This window comes from Dinghuibacter silviterrae (assembly GCF_004366355.1).
In the GTDB taxonomy this organism is placed as follows: Bacteria; Bacteroidota; Bacteroidia; order Chitinophagales; family Chitinophagaceae; genus Dinghuibacter; species Dinghuibacter silviterrae.
Map to the genome: position 1 here is coordinate 2,181,723 of NZ_SODV01000002.1, position 22,154 is coordinate 2,203,876.

The following is a 22,154-nucleotide window of genomic DNA, read 5'->3' on the forward strand; positions in this document are numbered from 1 at the left end:
AAATATTTTTCCATCCCTTTTAAGAATATCTCCTCCATCGTGTGTCCTCTGCTATAGAGGATCATGTAATGGAAAACTCCCGGATCATAGAATTATTGGCCAAAAAGCTGGGCAAGTCGGCTACCCCTGATGAATTGCAAGAGCTTGGGCGTTTGCTGGGCGAACACCCTGAGTATAGTTATTTGGAGGAAGTGGTGCAGTCATTGAAGGGCAGCAGGGAACACGTGGAACTCCACCTCCCGGCTCAGGAAGTGACGGATATGGGTTGGAAACACCTGGCTGGACGGTTGAATGAGCCCAAGGTGCGAAGACTGTGGCCCCGCTGGGTGGCCGCGGCCATGGTGCTTTTAATGGCAGGCGCGGCGTGGCTCTTCCAGGTGAGGAAAAGCCCGGTCCAGGCCAGCAAATCCGTCAACGTCGGTTATGGAGCCCGTCGGATGCTCACCCTTTCAGACGGCACACGGATCTGGCTAAACGCCGGCAGCCGTTTGATCTACCCGGAACGGTTTACCGGGTCGAAGCGGGAGGTGACCGTGGAAGGGGAGGCCTTTTTTGACGTGGCTCCCCAGGCCTCCATGCCCTTTCTTGTACACGCAGGCAAGCTCACGATAAAGGTTTTGGGCACCAGTTTCGACGTAAAGGACTATAAGGAGGACGCGGACATCACGACCACCCTCATCAGCGGAAAGGTCGAGGTGATGATGGACAACAACCCCGAACGCGACGTCATCCTGGAGCCCCGGGAAAAGCTGGTGGTGGCCAAAGTCGACACCGCCTTGAAAAGCGACCAGCCACAGGTGCGGTACCAGGTACGATCCGTGATGACGGGCGTGAAAAACAACATCGCGGAAACCGCCTGGATCAACAACAAGCTCGTCTTTAACGACGACACTTTTGAAGAAGTGGCCAGGCAACTGGAACGGAAATACAATGTGCAGGTGAACATAGCGGATGAAGGACTAAAAGACGAACACGTGAGTGGTGTGTTCGATAAAGAGACGCTCCAGCAGGTACTGGACATTCTCCGCGCGACGACGCGTTTCGATTACCGGGTAGAGGGCCAAAAAATTGTTATATGGAAAAACTGAAACGTTTCCTGCTTATGAAAGTATGTTTATTGATTGCGCTCGCTGTCTGTTTCCAGGTGTCGGCCAAGGGCTATTCCCAGGAGACGTTCAGCCTGCATTTCCGCCACGCGGAGGTGCACGAAATTTTTAACGTCATCCAGAAGGAGAGCAATTATTTGTTCTACTATAACGATGACTACCTGAAGATGCTGGGCCGTGTCAACCTGGACGTGACGAATACGCCGCTCAACAGCATCCTGAACACCCTTTTGGGGAACAAGTTCACGTATGCCATCACCGACCAGCACAAGGTGATCATTTCACCCGTGGGGGACCCCATCGCCATAGATACCTCGGAAGAGGTCGTCAAGGGCCGGGTGACCGATGATGCCGGGAAACCATTGGGGGGTGTAACGGTCAAGGTCAGGGGCTCGGAAAAAGGCGTCGTGACGGACGACAACGGGAACTTTACCATCCGGGTGACCGCCGGTGTGCAACTGGTGATCTCCTCCGTTGGGTATAAAGAACAAACCGTGACGGCATCCAGGAACATGGTCATCAAAATGCAGCCCAATGCAACGGGTCTTGCGGATGTCCTGGTCGTGGGGTATGGTACGCAAAAGAAAAGCGACGTCACCGGCAGCATCTCCAGCGTCAAGGGGGGCGACATTGCCAACCTCCCGGTGAGCAACGCCGCGGACGCTATCACGGGCCGTGCGGCCGGGGTAGACATCGTCCAGACGGACGGCTCCCCGGGGTCCGTTCCCTCGATCCGTGTGTTGGGGACGGGGACCATCAACAACGCGGACCCGCTTGTCGTCATCGACGGGGTACCCTCCGGTGGTCTCAACGACGTCAACCCCAATGACATTGCCTCCATAGAAGTCCTCAAAGACGCCTCCGCCTCCGCGATCTACGGAAGCAGGGCGGCCAATGGGGTGGTACTGATCACGACGCGCAAGGGGAACTATGACCAAGGCCTCCGGACCACGGTTAACCTGTATGCGGGTACAAAGACCCCTGCCAAATTCCTTCCGATGCTCAGCGCGCCCCAGCTCGTCCAGCTCAAGACAGAGGCGTATACGAACGACGGTCTTTCCGTGCCGACCGTGTGGAGCAACCCTTACTATGCCGTCAACCGCACCAACTGGCAAAAAGCGCTGATGGGCACGGGCAACGTCCAAAACGCGGACGTGGCCGTCCGCGGCGGGAACGCCCATTCCAACTATAGTTTTTCCGGGAACTATTTCAACGAGAACGGGATGATCGTGAATTCCTTTTTCAAGCGCTACAGCTTCCGGATCAATTCAGAACACAAGATCGGGTCGCGCCTGAAGCTGGGGGAAAACATCGTTTACTCCAGCACGAACGGCGCCGCTCCCAATACCCAGTCTACCCAGACCGGGCTGGTGTGGAGCGCCATCCGCTTCAACCCGGCCATCCCCGTGGTGAACCCGGACGGGAGCTGGGGCACTTCGCAGGCGGACAACCAACTGGGGGACATCAACAACCCGGTTGCCACCGCCCATGAGATCTCCAAATACAACCTGATAGACCGCGTCCTGGCCAATGCTTATGCGGAACTGGAAATCATCAACGGGCTGAAGCTCCGCGCGAACTATGGGTATGACCATAATACAAACGAATACTACGAGTTCGACAATGCCATGCCTGACCAGACGCGGGGTCCTTCGATCGCCTCGCTGCGCCAGTCGTTCGCCAAGGAGAAAACCCTGCTCGAAGAATACTACCTTACTTACAACCATGTCTTTGGCGAAGTCCATTCGCTGACCCTGCTGGCGGGGTACTCCGCCCAGGTTTACAGCGGGAACACTTTTAACGCCTCCCGCACGGGCTTTAGCGACACAAGTACCGACCAGCGCGTCCTCAACTTAGGGAACAGTTCCTCGGCATCGAACGGCGGGTATAACTACAATCCCTGGGGTTTGCAATCCTATTTCGTCCGCGGCAACTATGCCTTTATGAACAAATACCTGCTGACCGCCACCTTCCGCGCGGACGGTTCCAGCAAGTTTGCACCCGGGAAGCAGTGGGGCTATTTCCCCGCCTTTTCCGCGGGCTGGCGGTTGAGCGACGAACACTTTTGGGAGCGGTTGAAACGCACCGTCAGCATGTTCAAGATCACCGGCGGTTGGGGACAGTTGGGGAACCAGAACGTGGGAGACTTTCAATACCTGAGCATCATCGGCACCGGTAGCGGCGGCGGTACCGGGGGCGGCGGTTACGGCTACAACCTGGGGACCACCACCACCAACTACAACGGCGCCTATATCACCAGCCTGGCCAACCCCAACATCACCTGGGAACGGGCCGTGACCACCGACGTGGCCGTCGAGTTCGCCACGCTGAAAAACCACCTCACGGGTACCGTCACCTGGTTCAACAAGAATACCTCGGACATGCTGATCCCCTACCAGATCGTCGAGACCTTCGGGGCCCAGAACAATCTTCCCGACGACCCGGGGAACATCACCCTGCCGGATTATAATATCGGTACGCTCAACAACCGGGGCGTGGAAATCGAGTTGAACTACCAGGACCGGGTCGGCGACTTTACCTATTCGGTAGGCGGCAACGCGACCTTTATCAAGAATAAAATCACCAAGCTATACGGGAGCGACACCTACCTCGCCTCCACGCCTTATGGCCGCGAGAATACCGATATTTCCCGGACTTATGAAGGACAGCCGATCGCTTCATTCTATGGATTCAAAACCGCCGGTTTGTACCAGACCCAGGCGCAGATCAACAGCGATCCCTATATCGCCAACGATCCCAACAAACCCAACATCAAACCCGGGGACGTCCGCTTCGTGGATGTCAACGGGGACGGCGTGGTGGACGACAACGACCGGGTGCGTCTAGGCGACCCCAACCCCCGCTTCGTTTTCGGCTTTCACGGATCGGGCAGCTATATGCACTTCGACATTGCCTTTAATTTCACCGGGGCTACCGGTTTCAAGCTCTACGACGCCGACCGCCTCTCCGGCCTGGACGCGACGCAGGTCTACAACTGGTACGCCGATCAGCAAAACCGCTGGCACGGAGAAGGCACGAGCAACAGCGTGCCCCGTCTGAGCATCGACAACCTCAACAACAACTACCGTTCCTCGGACCTCTGGGTGTACAAAGGCAATTACATCACGCTCCGGAGCCTGGCGCTTGGGTACACCATCCCCAAGGTCACGCTCAGCACCTGGAAGCTGCCCGAAGTCCGCTTCTATGTCAGCGCCTACAACCTGTTCACCATAACTAAATATCCCGGCTATACACCAGAGCTCGGTTATACCGATGGGAACCTGCAAAGGGGCGTAGACGTAGCCCAATATCCAGCCACCAGGACCTACATGGTAGGGGCCACCGTAAATCTGCAATAATATGAAGAGACGATTCGACTATAAGACGTTTTTGCTGTTCTTCGTACTGGGACCCACCGGTATGTGCCTGGTCCAGGGGTGTCTCAAAAAACCCCTCGACCAAAATCCCAGCGGGGAATACACCACCGCCAACTACTGGCGCAACCAGGACGACGTTATTGCCGGCGTGCTGGGGATCTACAACATCCTGTTCACGGAAGACTGGATCGGCCACGACCTCTACGCGTACGACGACCAGTCGGACGACATCTGCGTCGACGGCGACCACCCGGACTTCAAAGCCATCGAGCGCTTTAACGCCGATCCAACGCTCCAGTTGATCTACATCACCTGGCCCTTTGCGTACGAACAGATCGGGCGCGCCAACAACGCCATCCTGTACATCCCGAAGGTCCCCGTCATGGACAGTTCTATCCGCGCCCGTTCCATGGGTGAAGCCTACTTCCTTCGCGGGTACGCATACTTTATCCTTAGCCAGATCTATGGGGAGGTGCCCATTATCACGGAAAAAAACCTCTCCTCCGCCGACTACAACGTGGCAAAATCTTCCGTAGACTCCGTTCGCGCCCAGGCGGAGTCGGACTTCCTCCAGGCCGCCAACCTCCTGCCGGAGACGTATGACGACGCCGACAAAGGCCGCGTCCCCAAAGGCGCCGCCTGGGGGATGCTCTGCAAATTGTATATGTTCGAGGACAAGTTCCAACAGGCTATCAATTACGGCTCCCAGGTAGTCAGCGACGCCAACTACGCCCTGGCCGCCAACTATGCCTTTAACTTTACCCTCGGTCAGCAGGAGAGCAATACCGAGATCCTGTTTGCCGTCTGGAACAAAAACCAGGAAATCGCGAACGTGCCCGCCTCTGCCATCAGCACTTATTTCACGCCTCGTGCCTGGCAGGGCTGGGGTTTCCACCATCCGACGCAAAACTTCGCGGATGAGTTCGAGGCCGCCGATACAATCCGTAAAAAGGCCACGCTCATTCAGGTCGGCGATTCCATCCCGAACCAAACCAATATGACCACCATCGGTACCTCCGATGCCTACCAGATGTTTACGGGCGATACCGGCCTGTCCACGGGCCGAATGCTCCCCAGCATGTCCACGACCGGTTATTGCATCCGCAAGTACACTGCCTTTATGCCCAGCGGGGACGGCGGCGTAGATTACGACCTCAAACAACCGTTGCTGCGTTCCGCCGACGTCTACCTGCTCGTCGCAGAAGCCAAGATCCGTCTCCACGGCGCGGGAAGCGGGGATGCCGAGCTCAACGCCGTCCGGACGCGTGCAGGCCTGGCCCCTGTGGCCGGTGCCGGTATGCCCCAACTGATCCACGAACGCCGCGTAGAGCTCGCCGGTGAAAACATCCGCTGGCAAGACCTCCTGCGCTGGGACAAAGACCAGATCATCAACCTCGACACCATCGTCAGCAAACCAAAGGCCGCGTCGCTCCTGCCCCCGTACAACGGAACGGTCATCATCCCCGCCCGGACGTTTGTCCGGCCCAAGGATTATTACATGCCGCTCCCGCAGGAAATCATCGATGAGAGTAAAGGTGTTATATTGCAGAACTCGAATTATTAGATGAACGTACGAAGGTGTATTGTTGGAGCGGTTTTGGCTCTGAGTAGTGCGGCGGCGGCCGGGCCCATGGCCCGGGCCGCCGCATCGCCGTTGCCCGGTGCCTCCGCCGCATCGCCGTTGCCCGGTGCCTCCGCCGCATCGCCGTTGCCCGGTGCCTCCGCCGCATCGCCGTTGCCCGGTGCCTCCGCCGCATCGCTGTTGCCCGGTGCCTCCGCCGCGCCGCTGCTTCGCCCGGCCTCCTCCCTCGATCTGTCCGAGCTTCGCGCTTTCTTGCAGCGCATCGCCGGCGACAAGGCCTCCTCCTTCGAGGTCGCCTGGATCCCCCCTGAGCACGGCAAGGACGTCTTCGAGTTGGAGCAACGGCGTAGTAAAATCATCTTGAAGGGCAACAATGGCCTCAGCGTGGCGTCGGCCCTTCAGTACTACCTGAGGAACTATTGCCACTGCCTGATCACCTGGGGGGAGCATCCGGCGCTGCCTTCGGTATTGCCGCCTGTTTCGCAGCGCGTGCACCGGGTGACTCCCTACACCTACCGGTATTACCTGAACTATTGCACCTTCAACTATTCCATGGCCTGGTGGGACTGGAACCGCTGGCAACAGGAGATAGACTGGATGGCGCTCAACGGCATCAATATGCCCCTGGCGCTGACCGGCGAAGAAGCCATCTGGGACGAGGTCTATACGGACATGGGTTTTACCCGCGAAGAGCTGGACCGCTTCTTTTGCGGGCCGGCTTATTTCTCCTGGTTCTGGATGGGGAACATCGACGCCTGGGGCGGGCCCTTGCCGGCCCACTGGATGGTGACGCACAAGGCCCTCCAGCAAAAGATCCTGCAAGCCGAGCGGTCCATGGGTATGACCCCCGTGTTACCGGCCTTCACCGGGCACGTACCCCCTTCTTTTGCGTCGCGCTTCCCGGGAGCCAAAGTGAAAAAAACCAACTGGGGGGCGGGGTTTGATGATGTGTGCATCCTCGATCCGTCAGATCCGCTTTTTGAATCGATCGGCCGGAAATTCATCGAGACCCAAACCCGGGCCTACGGTACCGATCACCTGTATTCCGCCGACTCGTTCAACGAAAACGTGCCGCCCACCAACGACTCCGCCTACCTCAGCGCGATGAGCAAAAAGGTCTATGCCTCCATGGCCGGGGCGGACCCCGCCGCGGTCTGGGTGATGCAGGGCTGGATGTTCCACTACAATGCCTCGTTTTGGGGACAACCCCAGATACAGGCCCTTCTCCGGGCCGTGCCGGACGACCAGATGATCTTACTCGACCTCTATAGCGAAAGCCATCCCGTCTGGAACCGGACCGACGCCTACTACGGCAAGCCCTGGATCTGGAATATGCTCCACAACTTTGGTGGGAATATCTCCCTTTGGGGGCGGATGTCCGCGGTGGCGGGCGGGCCGCATGCCGCGGGCTCCGGGGCCTCCGCGGCTTCCGGCAAAATGGCCGGGATCGGCTTGACGATGGAGGGGATCGAGCAGAACCCCGCGTTGTATCAACTCATGCTCGACAACGTCTGGACCGACAGCGCGATCGATCTCCATGCCTGGCTGGACGCCTATGCCCTGCAACGCTATGGGCAGTACAATGAACAGGCGCGCCGCGCGTGGCATTTGCTGGATTCGACCGTCTACGACGGCGGGCTGGGGGAGGGTGGACCCGAATCGATCATCGTTGCCCGACCCACCACCGACGTCTGGGCCGACCGCGTGCGCACCAAGCTCGACTATAAGCCCCGCGACCTTGTACGCGCCTGGTCGATGCTCGTCGCGGCGTCGGATTCACTGGGGGCCAACGACGCTTTTCAATATGACCTCGTCGACGTCACGCGGCAGGTGCTGGCGAATTATGCCACCCCGCTTCAGCAAAAATGGGTACTGGCTTACCTGCAACACGACCTGAGCGCCTTCGACCGCTATTCCGACGCATTCATCGCACTGATGTCCGATATGGACTCCCTGCTGTCCACCCGCAAGGAATTCCTGCTGGGGCGCTGGATCGGCGACGCCCGTCGTTGCGGCGCCGACACCGCCGAGGCCAATCTTTATGAGAAAAATGCCCGCGACCTCATCACCCTTTGGGGCGACAAAGAAAGCGGTCTGCACGAGTATTCCTGCCGTCAATGGTCGGGGCTCATCTGGAGTTTTTACCTCCCCCGCTGGGCATGGTACTTTGCAGATGTACGGGGAAAAATAATCACCGGCGCCCGGATGGAAACCGACGACGTCGACCGGCGCATCCGCGATTGGGAATGGAATTGGGTCAATGCGCACGACATTACCTACCCGGAGAAGCCCTCGGGTGATCCCGTGGCCGTCGTCAAGGCTTTGTATAAAAAATATGTGCCCCTTGTGGACCAATAAGTATATCGCCCTCGTCCTCGCCTGTTTTTTGTTCGCTGGAGCGAAAGCGCAGGTAAACGATCATATTTTCCCTGCCGCTCCTGCGGCCAGGCCCTATATCGACTTTGATAAAAAAGGCTTTCTCATCCATGGCCGGCGCACCTTTATCGTATCCGCAGGGATCGAGTATGCCCGCGTTCCCCACCAGCTTTGGTCCGACCGGCTGCTCCGCCTGAGGCGTGCGGGGTTCAACTGCGTGGAGATCTATACCTTTTGGAACTGGCACGAGCCCCACGAGGGACAATTCGACTTCAAGGGGGACCACGACCTGGACGCCTTTTTGAAACTGGTTCACCGGATGGATATGTATGCCATCGTCCGTGTCGGTCCGTACTATTGCGCGGAATGGGACAACGGTGGATACCCGCTCTGGCTGCGGTTCAAACCCGGGGTGCGTGTCCGGGAGCCCAACGCGCCCTTTGAAAAATATGCCGGCCGGTTTTTCGACAGGTTGATCCCCATCGTGGCCGCCAACCAGGTCAACCACGGGGGCTCCGTGATCCTCGTGCAACTGGAAAATGAACACAACCTCGGTTGGGGGACCGCGATGCCCAACACCTATTTCACGTTTCTTAAGGATAAGGCGGTGTCACTGGGGATACAAGTGCCGTATTTCTTTAGCGGTCTACACCATGACAGCGACCCGGCTGGGGACCGGCCTTCACTCGACGACCCCACGCGCCCCAACCCCTGGATGTCCACCGAATTCTGGTGCGTCTGGTATAACGGGTATGGCTCCACGGAGAAGGACGCGCGTACGTACGCCTACCGGACGTGGAAGATCATCGCCCGGGGCGGTAACGGCTACAACTACTATATGGCGCACGGCGGCAGCAACTTCGGGTACACCAACAACGACGAGGACGCCGCCTCCTACGACTACGGGGCGGCGGTTGGGCAGGGGGGAGACCTCCGGCCCGTGTACTACGCCATGAAGCGGGCGGCCCTTTTTGCCCGCAGCTTTCAGGATATTTTGGAAAACAGCACGGCCGGTGCCGGTGGCTACCGGGTCAGCCCTGCGGGGCGGATCCGGTTTGCCGACACGCTGCCTCCTACCGTCGAAGCCTACACGCTCAACCCGGGTATTCGCCTCGACAGCTGCGAGGGCAGGATCCTGACGCTGGTCCATCAAGGTAAAGAGGTGACCATCGTCACCTATGGTGACCCGGGCAGCAGGATACGTCTTGATTTTTCCTTGCCCCAAGGCCCTTTGCGCATAGACACGACCGTGAGCACCGAACCCTTCACTTGTGGATTCCCGGGTGTCCGGGTCCTGGTGATGAACGGCGACTGGGCCGACCGGACCTGGGTCGTCGGCCATGACCTGGTCGTCGGACCGCGGTACGTCGGGCGTATGACCGCCGATAGCCTGGAGACCGAGGATACGCTGGGCGCGCCCGTGGCCCCGGTGTGGGTGTACACAGAGGGCGCGGTGCGCGCGTGGAAAGCCGGCGCGCCCACGGCAACGCCTGCGGTCGCGCATATAACCCCGGGGCCCTGGGAAGGGGCGGATGCCCGGTCGCCGTTGAAAACGGCGCCTATGTCAAAGGCCTCCGCGGTAGCGGCCGCGCAAATGGCCTCCGCGCCAGCGCCCGAGCAAATGGGCTCCGACGGCGACCTCACCGCCGACGCCTGGTATTCCACGAAAGTCTTTGCCCCATCGGCCGGCCCGTACACCCTGCTCGTACAAGGCGCAGACCGCGCCACCGCCTTCCTGGACGGAAAGCCCATAGACTCCTTCAACATAAAAGACGGACAGATCCCCCTCGTGCTCGGGAAGGGCCCCCACGACCTGGAAATTTTTACCGCACACGACGGCCGCGATAAATTGGCGGGCTTTTTGGGCCCCATCGACAAGGCTGACCGGAAAGGGCTATTTGGTCAGGCCTTGCTGGTCAAGGGACCTCCGCCCTTCCACGAACTCCAGGGATGGCGGATGGTCAAGGCCACGGACATGAAGCAGGGTCCTCCAAAGGATATGGGGGAGCCATACACGATCGGGCAGGATGCCTTTGACAAAAAGCAAGGCTTCGGTTGGTTCCAAGTGGACCTGCCGGACCCGGCCGCGCCCACCATACGACTGGATTTCGCCAGCGTGGATGAGAACGCCACTGTTTTTATAAACGGCCGCCGCGTGTATCGTCACGAGGGGTGGAACGAACCTTTTAGCGTGACCATCGATCACGCGGATACGTTAGCAAGACCCGTGCGGCTGAGCGTGTTTGTGGAGAACTATTCAAACGAAGGGGGGATTGACAAGCCTGTGCGCGAGGGCGCACTCTCGGCGCCGGTCCTGGTGACGGGCTGGCGCATGCAAGGGGGCACGGGCCTGCGGCCACAATGGCGACCAAAGGCGCGACCCGCGGCGCGAGCAACAACGCGACCCACGGCGCAAGCAACGGCCGTTCCGGGAACCCCCTGTTGGTGGCGCACCACCTTCGACGCCTCGCCCGACCCCGCCCTTGTCTGGCGGATTATCCCCAAAGGCCTGGGCCATGGCTCGATCTGGGTGAACGGGCACCACCTCGGCCGCTATCCGGAAAAAATACCTGTGGAGGGGCTTTTTGTGCCCTCGTGTTGGTTGAGGAATACACAAAACGAACTCGTCGTTTTTGACGAAGACGGCAGGGACGCGCGACAGGTCACGATCGGCCTGGAAGCCGCCGCCAGCCGGAACCGTATCCTATGGCAAAAGCCATAATCGTTGTATGAGAATACCCACTGAACCTGTCGGGAGCATTCCGCGTCCCGCTGTCCTCCTGGAAGGGATGCACGCGCATGCTTCCGGTTTGATCGATGACAAGGAGCTGGACCGGTTGTTTGAATCGGCGTTGAAAGACACACTCCGGCAATTGGAAGCAACGGGATCACCGGTGCTGTCCGACGGAGAGCAAACAAAACCCAGCTTTGCGACCTATCCTATTGCCGGGTTGCCGGGTCTGAACCCCAACGGCGTGGTGATTTCTTTTGCCGACGGACACCAGCGCCAGCTGCCGGCGCTTACCGGGGGACCGTTCCGTTACCGGACCTACGCCAGCAGCTACCTGGAAAAGGCAAGACGCTTTTCCGGGATGCCCATCAAACAGGCGGTCATATCGGTGTCCGCCCTGAGCCTTTTGTATCCCCAGGAGGGCATCGAGGGCTATGACCGCGCGCAATTTCTTGAAGACCTGGCCGGTGAGGCGGAGACCGACATCCGGCGTTGCCTGGACCGGGCCGCGCACGTCGTCCAGGTCGACTTTACGGAGGGCCGGCTCGCGTTGAAACTCGATCCCAGCGGCGCATTGCTCCAGTCCTTTATCGACCTCAACAACCAGGTGCTGTCGCGGTTTACAGAGGAAGAACGCCGGCGCATCGGCATCCATTCCTGTCCGGGCGGTGACCACGATTCGACCCATAGCGCCGATGTGCCGTATGGGGCTTTGCTGCCTTACCTTTTTCAACTGCAGGCGGGTAACTTTTACCTGGAATATGCGGCAGAACCCGACAAGCCGTCCGTGCTGGCATCGATCAAAAAACACGCCCGTCCTTCGGCCAGGATTTTCCTTGGCGTGACCAACGTACTCAACCCACGGGTAGAGACGCCGGAGGAAGTACGGGACCTGATCCTGGAGGCTGCCGCTGTGCTTCCCGCGCGTCAATTGGGGACAACGGACGACTGCGGTTTTTCTCCTTTTGCAGACGATACGTCAACGTCGAGGGCCATTGCTTTTGCCAAAATTCAAGCACGCGTCCGGGGCACCTGGCTGGCGGAAGGGGTATTATGAAACGGCTGCTCCTGGTCTTGTCTTTGGTGATCCCGCTGGCCGGCGCGGCGCAGCTCCACTGGGTAGATCCGTTTATCGGCACCACGGTGAGCGCGGTGGATACCCGTTGGGGTAACGAAGGAGGGGTGTACCCGGGTGCGGTGGCGGTGTCCGGGTTTATACAATTGACACCGGAGACCAGGGGTGGGGGGTATGACTACCGGGATAACCACATCTTAAGATTTAGCTGCACCGGCCACTACAGCGGGTTTCCCGGTGGGTCCGCGGGGCACTTTTATGTGATGGTGGGCGGCGCCCATCCTTTTGCGCATCGCGATGAGGTCGCGTCTCCCGGTTATTACCGCGTCCGTTTCAGCGACGACAGCACGCTCGTTGAGGCCGTTGCCACGCCAAGGACCGGTATGTTCCGGTTTATTTTCCGAAAAGGCACGCAGCCGCGAATCTATATCGGCGACACCTCAGACGCCGCGTATCTCTTTAGCCAGCCGTGCGTCAGCCGCGAACCGGCGCAAGAAGGCGTCGTGCTCACCTTCGCACCCACGGATACCCTCTTGCTAAGGGTGAGCGTTTCCACCGCCGGCCCGGAAAGCGCCCGGAGAAACATCGCCGTAGAGGGCAGCGACAACTTCGACACGCTGCGCCACCGCACACAAGCCGCATGGACGAAAGCTTTGGGGGCATTACAAATAGAGGGGACCGACAAAAAACACGACCGGATATTTTATACCGCCCTTTATCATTCTTTGCTCCTGCCCTGGATCATCAGCGACGTGGATGGCTGGTACCGGGGCGCGGACGGGAAGCTGCACCGGTCCGCCACGACCGAGTACGGGGGCTTTTCCCCCTGGGACACCTTCCGGACGCTCCATCCCCTGCTGGCGCTTTTTTTCCCGCAAAAAGAATCGGACATCGTCCGCTCGATGCTGGATGTTTACCGGCAGCGGGGTTACCTGCCCACGGAAAGTATGACCGGAAATCACGCCATCCCCATCATCGTCGACGCCATTGTCAAGGGCGTACCGTGCATAGACACCGCCCTGGCCTATGAGGCCATGGCCAAAAGCATCGTCAAAGGTCCGTTTTTGCAAAACGACATGGCTATTTACCGCCGCCTGGGGTATATTCCTTTCGACTACCCGGAATCGGTATCCAGGACGCTGGAATACGCGTATGACGACGCCTGCCTGGCGCGCCTGCCCGGCCCCTATCGCGAAATGCTGGACAGCAGCAGCCGCGCCTACCGGCGGTTGTTCGACCCCGTTAGCCTTTTGCTGCTGCCCCGGAAGGGCGATTCGGTGTTGCGCAGTGCGGGCAACGCCGGGTACAAAGAGGGCGATGCCTGGGGGTATTCCTATTTTGTGCCCCAGGACCCCGCGGGGCTGATCAATTACCTGGGCCAGGGGCCTTTGTTCGCCGCGCGGCTGGATTCCATCTTATCCGCCGGTCTTATCCCTTTCGACAACGAAACCGTTCTTCAGATCCCCTACCTGTTTAGCGTAGCAGGTTATCCGGATCTTACGGCGAAATGGGTGCGGCGGATCATGGAAACCCGCTACCAGGACAAACCCGGTGGTTTGCCCGGCAACGACGACCTGGGCGCCATGTCGAGTTGGTATGTATGGAGCGCCATCGGGTTTTACCCGTTTTGCCCGGGAAAGCCGGACTATGTGGTGGGGTCTCCTTTAGTCAAAACCGTACGGGCGCTGCATCTGCCGGCCGGCAAACCGAGCGAAAAGGCCCCCCACATCACCCTCCACTACCTGCGTATACCCAAGACCGTTACCGCGGGGGTGCCTTTTACTTTGCCGTTCACCTTGTCCAATACCGGGAGCGACGGCACCCTACAGGTGTTGGGGGTTAAGAATTGTTTTGTACCCTCGGGCGCCGTGTTGCGGGATTCGGTCACCTGCACCCTCTACCGGGATAGCGGCGGGATCCGGGTCGTACCACCCGCAGGCCCGCTTCCGGACACCGCCGCCGTCCTGGAGGCGACGGTGCCCCCGCTCGTGAGGGTAGGGGATAGCGTGTGGATCCGTGTCCGGGTGCAGTATAGAGGCTGGATCACCCGGACTGTCTCCCTAATCGGCCATCCGTTGCGGTTGCACCCGGGAGAGGAGCGCACCGTCGACCTGGCGTTACCACCGATGAGCCCGGGGATGCATACTGTTCTGGGCCGGCCGGTGAAAGTATACCGGACGGCGCTGGAAACCAGCGTGCCCGACCTCGGTAACGATGGACTCGGGAAGACGCTGACGATGATGATATGGGTCTTCCCCAAAGAACCGGACCACGAAGGGTTGATGGATATTTTTACAAAAGGAGACTTCAACGTCCTCCAGGTGTCCGGCCGTTCTTCGCTCACATTTTTTGCCGGTGGTTGGGGAAGGGGCGACTGCACGGTCGACCTGCCCGCAGACTGGGTGGGCCACTGGCACCACATCGCCGGGGTATGCGGACCCGATGGATTGCGGGTCTATATTGATGGCCGGTTGAAGGGGTTCACTGCGTTGCAGGAAGTATCTTTGTCCTTCACCGGCTCGCCCTGGATGATTGGCCGCAACGCCGAATTCCCCGGGGAACGGGTCTTTGAGGGGCTCGTGGCGTCCCCTGAATTATTCCAGGCTGCCCTGGATAGTACCACGATCACATCGATCTACCAAACAGAAAACCATCGTCCATGAGATGTCGAGTAAATGTATTGCTTACGCTGATTGTTTTGACCTCTTGCAGCCACCCGCATGACTGGAATGCGATTTTTAAAGACCCGCGGCTGTATTGTTCCGTGGTGCATGACCTGAACCGGGTCGTCATGGGGAATAATTTTTCGCCCATCGTCGCCTCCAGGAATTATATGTACGCCGCCGTCGCGGGGTACGAGGTTATCGCGGCCGGCTACCCCTCACAATACAAAAGCCTCGCCGGACAATTGAGCGGGTTGCAAAAGATCCCCACTCCAACCGACTCGATCGACGTCGAGCTGGCGTCCCTGCTGGCCTATTGCCAGCTCGGCCAGGCGGTGACCTTTCCGAAAGGCACCATGGAAAAGCTGATGGACAGCCTCAAAACGATGGCGCGAGACCACGGTATGCCCACCGACGTGTACGATCGGACGCTGGCATACGCTGATACCGTCGCGGCCAACATCATGCGCTGGAGCCGTAAAGACCATTACCTCGAAACAAGACGTGCGCCGCAATACGTCGTCAAAGACTCGGCCGGCCGCTGGCAACCTACGCCTCCCGCGTATTCGGTGGCTGCCGAGCCCCACTGGAACCGGATCCGCTGCCTGGTGCTGGACAGCCCCTCCGAAATCATGCCCCCGCCGCCCTATGCCTTCAACGTGACCGATCCCAAAAGCGCGTATTACCAGGAGGTCAAAAAGATCAAAGCCTCGACCGACAGTCTTACCCCCGATCAAAAGGCCATCGCGGAGTTCTGGGATGACAACCCGTTCCGGCTAAACGTCTACGGACACCTCAAATACGCTACCAAAAAATTCTCGCCCCCCGGTCACTGGATGGGCATTACCGGTATTGCCGTCCTGAAATCCGGGGCGGATTTCCCCAAGGCTGCCGCCGCTTATGCCGAAACGTCCATCGCCCTTTTCGATGCTTTTATCCAATGCTGGAACGTCAAGTATACCTACAACACGATACGACCCGAATCCGTCATCGACAAATACGTCGATCCCAACTGGAGACCCCACCTGCAAACACCGCCTTTTCCTGAATATACTTGTGGGCACTGTACCATTTCCGCTGCTGCCTCCGAAGCCCTGAGCCATCAATTTGGCGATCATTTCGCCTATACGGACACCACGGAACTCGAATTCGGCATACCCAGCCGGTCTTATACTTCCTTCCGTGACGCCGCGAAGGAAACCATGGTATCCCGGTTCTACGGCGGCATCCATTACTACTATAGTTGTGTGGAGGGCAATGACATGGGTACGCGTATTGGAGCGACGGTGGTTTCACGGATCCAGTGGCATTAAGGCCTTCGCGTGAGGCGCCAGGTGATGCCGGCCGCGACAATCAACAACAACCCCAGCCACCACAGCCGGTGAGACGACCGGCCGGTAAGCGCATCGGGGTCGCCTTGGTATTGTAGGGCTGCCCAGAAATAAGGAAGCTTTTGTATGGAAGATACCTCCGGGTCATCCAGCCACCGGAGCTTGGAGGCGCGAAGGGCTTGGGCAGCGCCACCGGGTTCCCGCAGTTTTTCATAGTATTGGATCATCAACCGCGCGGCCGTTTCGTCATTGACGTTCCACCAACCGGAGATGACCGCCCTGGCGCCCCCTGCGGTGAATGCCCGGGAGAGGCTTTGCACCCCCTCGCCGGTTACTGCCCGCCCGTCCCCGGTTTTGCAGGCACTGAGCACGACGAGTGCCGGATGTCCACTGGCTTCGAAGAAATAAAACGGGCCGTCGTACAACGCGATGTGGGGCGCCGCCAGGCTGTCTTGCTGGATATATGCGTGCGCACTCAGGTGGACGATTTCGGAAGAAGAAAGCGCATGCCGGAACGCGGCCGTGGTGGCCTGGCCGGCGGTAAACCAGTTCCCCGAAGGGACAAAACGCCGTATCCCCGTTTCCTCCGACGCAATGGCGTTCAAAACGGGGGAGGAACCATGCGCATCCGGCAGGAAAAACCCGGAAAACCCCTTTCCCTGGTTCCGGTCGAGCTTTTGCTGCCGCAACGTTTCCAAGGACCAATTGTAGCAGATCGATTCCTGCCGGATCACGAACGGCCAGTCAGCAGGGTCCTCCGGGAAATCTGGGCGGGTGAGCAGGGCTTCGACCGGAAGGAGGTCTAACGAGCCGTCGGGTAAGAGTATGTATGATTTCCCCGGTTCCAGGGGATGGGTTCCAAAAAGCCGGTGATAGATCGAATATGCTTCTTCCCCATACCGGCGGGGATGGTTGATCATGGCTTCCGCACCACCCGCGAACCAGCGGCCGGTGAATGATTTCAGGCTGTCCTGCCAGGCGCCGGGCAGGCATTCGACATAGTCGATGGCGGAAGCGGTACATTCCACCGTATAAAGGGCTTTTGATCCTACGAAATACGAACGCGCTACCAGGCCGCCTCCAAGGGCGTCCTTCCATAAAACGCCGCCGGATAAAACGCTGCTGTCCGGTGCTTTCCGCAACCTGGCCAGCTCCCAGCCGGCGGCCCTGGCGGCGGAGAGGGCGCCCAGACGGACGCTGTCGCTTTCGGTAATGGCCTCCCGGTTATAATAGGCGATGGCTCCCTCCAGGAGACGGATCCGCCGGGTCACGCTGTCGGGTGGCCGCCGGTCATCCGCCTGGTGGTGCCGTATCTCTTCCAGCAACAACTGTGCTTTGCTGCTCTCCATGAAATCAAGGATGTATTGCGCGTATACGGGCTTGGGGAATTGATTCCATGCGGTCCAGGCCGTGGAAATGGCCTGCTCGAACCGCTCCCGGGCGTCCGCGGCCCATTGTTCACGTGATGTACCGGTGACGAGCTCTTGTCTTAGCCGGGTACCGGTCGCAAAACTCAGCCCGAACAGCCGGAGGGCGTCGTCGGTTTGGCCGGATGCCAGCGCCCATCGGGCACGGTCGTACAACAGGTCTTCAAACGTATACTCCGCGTAAGCGTCCGAGGGGCGAAGACTGGAAAACGTCGTGCCCGGACGGAGGACCGCCAGCGCTTTTTGTTGGTAATCGTCCGCTGTCCTTAGCAGGCCGAGCCGTAGATAAAGCGCGCCCAGCCGCTGCAGGAGCTTGGCCTGCTCCCGGATATTGCCTTTTTTGAGGGCCAGCGCTTCCTTGTAAAAAGAAAGCGCCTTTTCCGGAACCCCTGCAAAGATATCGCCGGCCTGCTGGTAGGCCGTTAGCAGCCAATCAATGGCGGAAGCCTTTTTGAGCAGGTCGATGGCTTCCAGGATACTGGAGGCGGCTTCCGCTTGCCGGTGGAGTGCCTGGAAGGCGTCGGCTTGCTCAGACAACAGTAATCCGCGAAGGGAAGGGGTTCGACCCGCCACTGCGAGGCCCCTGCGGCAGTACGCCAGTGCCTGGAGGGGTTGCCCGTTGTCGGAGCAATCACCGGCCAGGTTGCTGTAGACCCCCGCGAGCACGAAAGGGTCGTTCTCCTTTAATGCGATGGTGAGGGCCTGTTCATGGATGAATATCGCCTGCCCGTAGTCGCCTAAGCGTGTATAGTTATTGCCCAGCGGTTTGAGGATATTGTCCACGACGAGGTGGTCGTCTGCCAGCTCCGGGTGCGCCCGGGCCCAGTCGTAGGCGGCGGTATAAGCGTCCGTGGAGGGGACGACCGCTCCGTTCAACAACCACATATACCCCTCGTTGGTGAGCAGGTCCTGCCAGGCTTGTATTTCTTCCTCCGTCCGGGGGGCGCGCCAGGCCTTGTGCGTGGCTTCCTGGAGCTGCGAGGCTCGCTGGGCCGGGGCTGCGGCTACCCATTGGATCTGGGTATAGATCCAATCCGAAAGGTCATTCTGTTTTTGGTACCGGAGCAGCGTTGTATCGGACGGCTGCGCCGCGGCCTTTGTGAAGAGGGCCAACAGGAGGATGATGGGGCGTGCAAACATTACAACTTGACGCCAAGATAAAAGAAAAAACGATCGGTGAGGTTCCCTTTCAGGAGCCGGATATACCGCGCCCCTATGAACGGGCCGCCTTTTACCAGGCCGAATTGAACGTCGGCAAATGGAGCGGCATTCCAATCCCCCAGGTACTTGACGGCGGATGTCGTGCGGGACACGGAAGTCGTTGCTATCCCTTGTGCCGTAAAATAGTTGGTTTGTTCCACCGTCGTTTGCTCCGAGATATCCACCTGCACCATGGCGCCCAGACCAACGCCCACATATTTTCCAATGTTGTACCGGTAATGCAGGGGCGTGACCTCGAAGCTATTATAGTGGGTGGTTGTTTTGATCCTGTGGCCGGTGATCAAAAATGGCAGGCCGCCGATCAGGGTGTCCCGGTTGTCCTGCACCACCGGCCCGGTAAGGACGTTTTGCTGGAGCAGCCCGACAAAGGCTTCGACCTGGAAATACGGGCGTACGGGCGCGTACGGTGCAAGGACGTAGCCGAATTGAAGGGGACCCGTGGCGGAATACCCGCCCCCGGGAGACGGGAGGACGCTGTAACCCGCCATGATCCCCGGCGAAAGCCCCTTGATAAAGCGAGCCGTCGCCCTGTTGGTCGTCACCGGAGGGTGACCGTCAAAGCTGATGGAGGCCTGGGTACCGAAGGGGATCTTTGGGGGTTTCTTCCTGAACCGGGCGGCGTACTCTATAAAACCCGTACTCGAATCCGGGTCCGCGATCCGCTGCTGTATACCCGGGAGGTAAATGTGATGGAGGCGGAAGAAAACGCTGTCGCCCCGGTGGACGGTGTCCACGCAGCTTTGCCCGGAACCCGCGGAATCGCACAAGGGGCAGGGAGGGCTGACAGCCGTCAGCACCAGCGAGTTCGGGTCAAGCTGTTTGGGCAGGCGGATGCCCACCGACACGTCTCTGGCCGGCCCCGTGCCGGTATTTTCGAATTGGACGCGATAGACCACCGGCTTTTTCTGACGGAAAAAGCGATAGTTGATCCGGCGGCTTTTGACCATAAACCGGTTGGGATCATGGGAGGAAACGACCGGCATGTCCAACTGGTACCTGCCGGGAGGAGCGGCCGTGTTATCCGGCACCAGCATGGCGCTGAAGCTAACGGTTGCGTTGGTGTCCTGCAGCATGCCCGGAAGCGTATTCATCTCCAGGAAAATGAATTTTTCCTCCCCCGGAGCCATCCCCGAAAAGTGGAGGACGGTATGCCTGGTATAAAGGTTTTGCAGGGACCGGAGCATGGATAGGGTCGCCGATCGGGTGGAGAAGTCCCCCGTAAAAGCCGCAACCACCCCCCCTTGTCCATTCCAGGTGGGCGGAAGCGCTATCGCCAGGTCCGAAAGGGAAGAACGTTGCTCTGCATTATAGCAGCGCTCGTCCGCCAGGGCAAAGCCTTCCCGGTCCATCATCCGTTCGTTGTAAAAAAGGACGATCGATCCGCTCAGCGAATCCGCGCCCTGGTTGCGATAACCGACGACCGTTACGAAGTTCTCGCCCGGCCGGGGATACCGGTTGACCTTTAACTCGATCTCCCCGCTTCCATGAAAGAAATGGGACGCCCAGGCGTTCCTCCCCGCCGGGGTCTTTCGAACCTTTACCGGCCGGGGCCGGGTGGGCGGCGCCTTGCCGTCGTCGTAATTGTTGGTGGCATATAACCGGACCCGGTAGGTACCCGTGTCCCGGTAGGCATAGACAGGCTCCTTGTCAAAACTGAACCGCCCGTCCCCCAATTCCCAGAAATACGTGTAAAATGCGGCGGGCGCCCCTGCCATTTGCCGGAGCGGCCGGAGGCCGGCGGACAGACGGATACTGTCCCCTTGTTCCATCACCCTTACCTGCGCGGGGAGGGTGTCCTGGGACAGGCCCATTTTCGCTCCGGCCAGTAGGAATACTATGACCCAAATGGTCTTTTGCATGGGTTGTCTTGTAAAAATAGATCAATGGGACTACCCATTTGTTACCCCCCTTCTTTTTTTTGGAGATATTCGCTGAAATTCGCGGCATGGCGATCCACCCGGACCAACAATATGTTGACGCGTTGCTCCACAACGACAGGAACCTCATAGAGGACATCTACCGGCGTTTTTCCGCCACCGTTAGGAACTACGTCCTCAAAAACGGCGGCGACACCGGCGACGCCGCCGATATTTTCCAGGAGTCCCTCATCGACATATACAACCAGGCCCGGCACCGGCAGTTGCAGTTGACCTGCCCCTTCGAGCCTTTCCTCCTCCTCGTCTGTAAACGGAAATGGCTAAATGAACTAAAGAAAAGGGGGCACAGCCCGGTAACAAAACCCGCGGAAGACGTATCTGATTTTGGAGAAGATACCTTCGCAGCCGCGGAGAGGGTGGCTTCCGAAGAGGACAGACACCGGGCGTTCCGGGAAGCGTTCGATAGGCTGGGGGAGCGCTGCCGCGAGATCCTGAGAAGCGTTCTTACCGGGGAACGGCAGGAGAAAATCGCTGAAGCACTGGGCGTTAGCTATGGTTATCTCCGCAAAAAGAAGACCGAATGCATGGCGACCCTTTTGTCTCATATTCAATCCCTGAAACTGTAAAACATGGCGACCTACGATCGTGAATATATCATCCGTTATGTAGACGGCGAGCTTCCGGAGGAGGAAAGCCGGTGGTTCGAAACCGACCTCCGGCAGGACCCGGCCCTGCAGGCCGAGGTCGCCTTGTATCGGGAGCTGAAAGAAAGCCTCAGGCAACGGTTGGCGCCGGATGCTTCCGCCAGCGGCCTCAGGGCGACATTGACCTCCCTAAGACCGCAGTATTTCCGCTCCCGTATCGTTCCCTTCACCCGCTGGGTCGCCGGGGTCGCCGCCGCCGCCGTCATCGGCATCGTTTCCGTGCTGCTGTGGCCCTCCAGCCGGCAAGACACCATCGACCGCCTCAGTCGTACCGAGATGATCGGCACGGCCGAGCGCGGCAACAATACCGATACGCTTTTGCAAAAAGCTGCTGTCTATTTTAATCGCCAGGACTTCTCCCATGCCTTACCCGTCCTCGACCAGGCCGTGCGGGCCGACACCAGCAACCAGCTCGCCTTATTCTATAGAGGTGTAGCCGCCTGGAAGACCGGTGGTACCGCCGCGGCCCGTGCCGACTGGCAAAAGGTCTATGCCGGGGAGTCCCTTATGCGTTATGACGCAGCGTTCTACATGGCGCTAAGCTATGCCGCGGAGAACGATCGTCCCGCCGCCCTTCAATGGCTGTCCAGGATCCCCGAAGGATCCTCCCTGTCGGCAAAGGCTAAAGAGTTGAACGCCAAGCTGGAATAAATTTATTGGAAAAAGGGGGTAACAACATCCCGG

At 59.1% G+C, this 22,154-nt stretch carries 12 protein-coding genes; 10 read left to right on the plus strand and 2 right to left on the minus strand.

Features of this window, described 5'->3' with window-relative positions; translation table 11 throughout:
- Positions 1 to 41 precede the first annotated feature (41 nt).
- From EDB95_RS26050 to EDB95_RS26085, 8 genes are read left to right on the plus strand one after another with little or no spacing between them, the layout of a single operon-like run.
- On the plus strand, positions 42 to 1,088 hold the full coding sequence (locus tag EDB95_RS26050; protein ID WP_133999630.1) for a FecR family protein: 1,047 nt from the start codon (positions 42 to 44) through the stop codon (positions 1,086 to 1,088).
- A complete protein-coding gene (locus tag EDB95_RS26055; RefSeq protein ID WP_133999633.1) occupies positions 1,076 to 4,465 on the plus strand; it encodes a SusC/RagA family TonB-linked outer membrane protein in 3,390 nt (1,129 codons plus the stop codon). Before EDB95_RS26050 ends, EDB95_RS26055 begins: the two co-directional genes overlap by 13 nt.
- Before the next feature lies 1 nt (position 4,466).
- Entirely contained in the window at positions 4,467 to 6,047 is a 1,581-nt protein-coding gene (locus tag EDB95_RS26060; RefSeq protein WP_133999636.1) for a RagB/SusD family nutrient uptake outer membrane protein, read from the plus strand.
- Between the two features lie 33 nt (positions 6,048 to 6,080).
- The gene (locus EDB95_RS26065) at positions 6,081 to 8,423 is read left to right on the plus strand and encodes an alpha-N-acetylglucosaminidase (RefSeq protein WP_246073789.1); all 2,343 of its coding nucleotides are present in this window, start codon (positions 6,081 to 6,083) and stop codon (positions 8,421 to 8,423) included.
- Positions 8,410 to 11,163: a beta-galactosidase gene (locus tag EDB95_RS26070; RefSeq protein WP_162852801.1), complete on the plus strand. Its 2,754-nt coding sequence runs from the start codon at positions 8,410 to 8,412 to the stop codon at positions 11,161 to 11,163. Before EDB95_RS26065 ends, EDB95_RS26070 begins: the two co-directional genes overlap by 14 nt.
- A 7-nt stretch (positions 11,164 to 11,170) precedes the next feature.
- On the plus strand, positions 11,171 to 12,229 hold the full coding sequence (locus EDB95_RS26075; protein WP_133999642.1) for a cobalamin-independent methionine synthase II family protein: 1,059 nt from the start codon (positions 11,171 to 11,173) through the stop codon (positions 12,227 to 12,229).
- Positions 12,226 to 14,910, plus strand: a complete 2,685-nt coding sequence (locus tag EDB95_RS26080) for a GH92 family glycosyl hydrolase (protein WP_133999644.1) — start codon at positions 12,226 to 12,228, stop codon at positions 14,908 to 14,910. The genes EDB95_RS26075 and EDB95_RS26080 overlap by 4 nt, the downstream gene beginning before the upstream one ends.
- Positions 14,907 to 16,223: a vanadium-dependent haloperoxidase gene (locus EDB95_RS26085; RefSeq protein ID WP_133999647.1), complete on the plus strand. Its 1,317-nt coding sequence runs from the start codon at positions 14,907 to 14,909 to the stop codon at positions 16,221 to 16,223. The genes EDB95_RS26080 and EDB95_RS26085 overlap by 4 nt, the downstream gene beginning before the upstream one ends.
- Here EDB95_RS26085 and EDB95_RS26090 read toward each other — a convergent pair.
- Both EDB95_RS26090 and EDB95_RS26095 read right to left on the minus strand, forming a co-directional pair.
- On the minus strand, positions 16,220 to 18,808 hold the full coding sequence (locus EDB95_RS26090) for a CHAT domain-containing protein (RefSeq protein ID WP_133999650.1): 2,589 nt from the start codon (positions 18,806 to 18,808) through the stop codon (positions 16,220 to 16,222). The genes EDB95_RS26085 and EDB95_RS26090 overlap by 4 nt on opposite strands.
- Positions 18,808 to 20,748, minus strand: a complete 1,941-nt coding sequence (locus EDB95_RS26095) for a PKD domain-containing protein (protein WP_133999653.1) — start codon at positions 20,746 to 20,748, stop codon at positions 18,808 to 18,810. The genes EDB95_RS26090 and EDB95_RS26095 overlap by 1 nt, the downstream gene beginning before the upstream one ends.
- Positions 20,749 to 20,834: 86 nt before the next feature.
- On the opposite strand from EDB95_RS26095, the gene EDB95_RS26100 reads away from it, so the two are divergent.
- Together EDB95_RS26100 and EDB95_RS26105 are read left to right on the plus strand one after the other, a co-directional pair.
- On the plus strand, positions 20,835 to 21,392 hold the full coding sequence (locus EDB95_RS26100; protein ID WP_133999656.1) for an RNA polymerase sigma factor: 558 nt from the start codon (positions 20,835 to 20,837) through the stop codon (positions 21,390 to 21,392).
- 3 nt (positions 21,393 to 21,395) lie between these two features.
- Positions 21,396 to 22,121 (plus strand): anti-sigma factor, encoded by a 726-nt coding sequence (locus tag EDB95_RS26105; protein WP_133999659.1) that lies wholly within the window; start codon positions 21,396 to 21,398, stop codon positions 22,119 to 22,121.
- The last annotated feature ends 33 nt before the right edge of the window (positions 22,122 to 22,154 follow it).

Bases quoted from the DNA above. Each gene is read 5' to 3' on its own strand.
- EDB95_RS26055 (WP_133999633.1), top strand. From the start codon at position 1,076: ATGGAAAAACTGAAACGTTTCCTGCTTATGAAAGTATGTTTATTGATT.
- EDB95_RS26060 (WP_133999636.1), top strand. From the start codon at position 4,467: ATGAAGAGACGATTCGACTATAAGACGTTTTTGCTGTTCTTCGTACTG.
- EDB95_RS26075 (WP_133999642.1), top strand. From the start codon at position 11,171: ATGAGAATACCCACTGAACCTGTCGGGAGCATTCCGCGTCCCGCTGTC.
- EDB95_RS26080 (WP_133999644.1), top strand. From the start codon at position 12,226: ATGAAACGGCTGCTCCTGGTCTTGTCTTTGGTGATCCCGCTGGCCGGC.
- EDB95_RS26085 (WP_133999647.1), top strand. From the start codon at position 14,907: ATGAGATGTCGAGTAAATGTATTGCTTACGCTGATTGTTTTGACCTCT.
- EDB95_RS26090 (WP_133999650.1), bottom strand. From the start codon at position 18,808: ATGTTTGCACGCCCCATCATCCTCCTGTTGGCCCTCTTCACAAAGGCC.
- EDB95_RS26095 (WP_133999653.1), bottom strand. From the start codon at position 20,748: ATGCAAAAGACCATTTGGGTCATAGTATTCCTACTGGCCGGAGCGAAA.
- EDB95_RS26100 (WP_133999656.1), top strand. From the start codon at position 20,835: ATGGCGATCCACCCGGACCAACAATATGTTGACGCGTTGCTCCACAAC.
- EDB95_RS26105 (WP_133999659.1), top strand. From the start codon at position 21,396: ATGGCGACCTACGATCGTGAATATATCATCCGTTATGTAGACGGCGAG.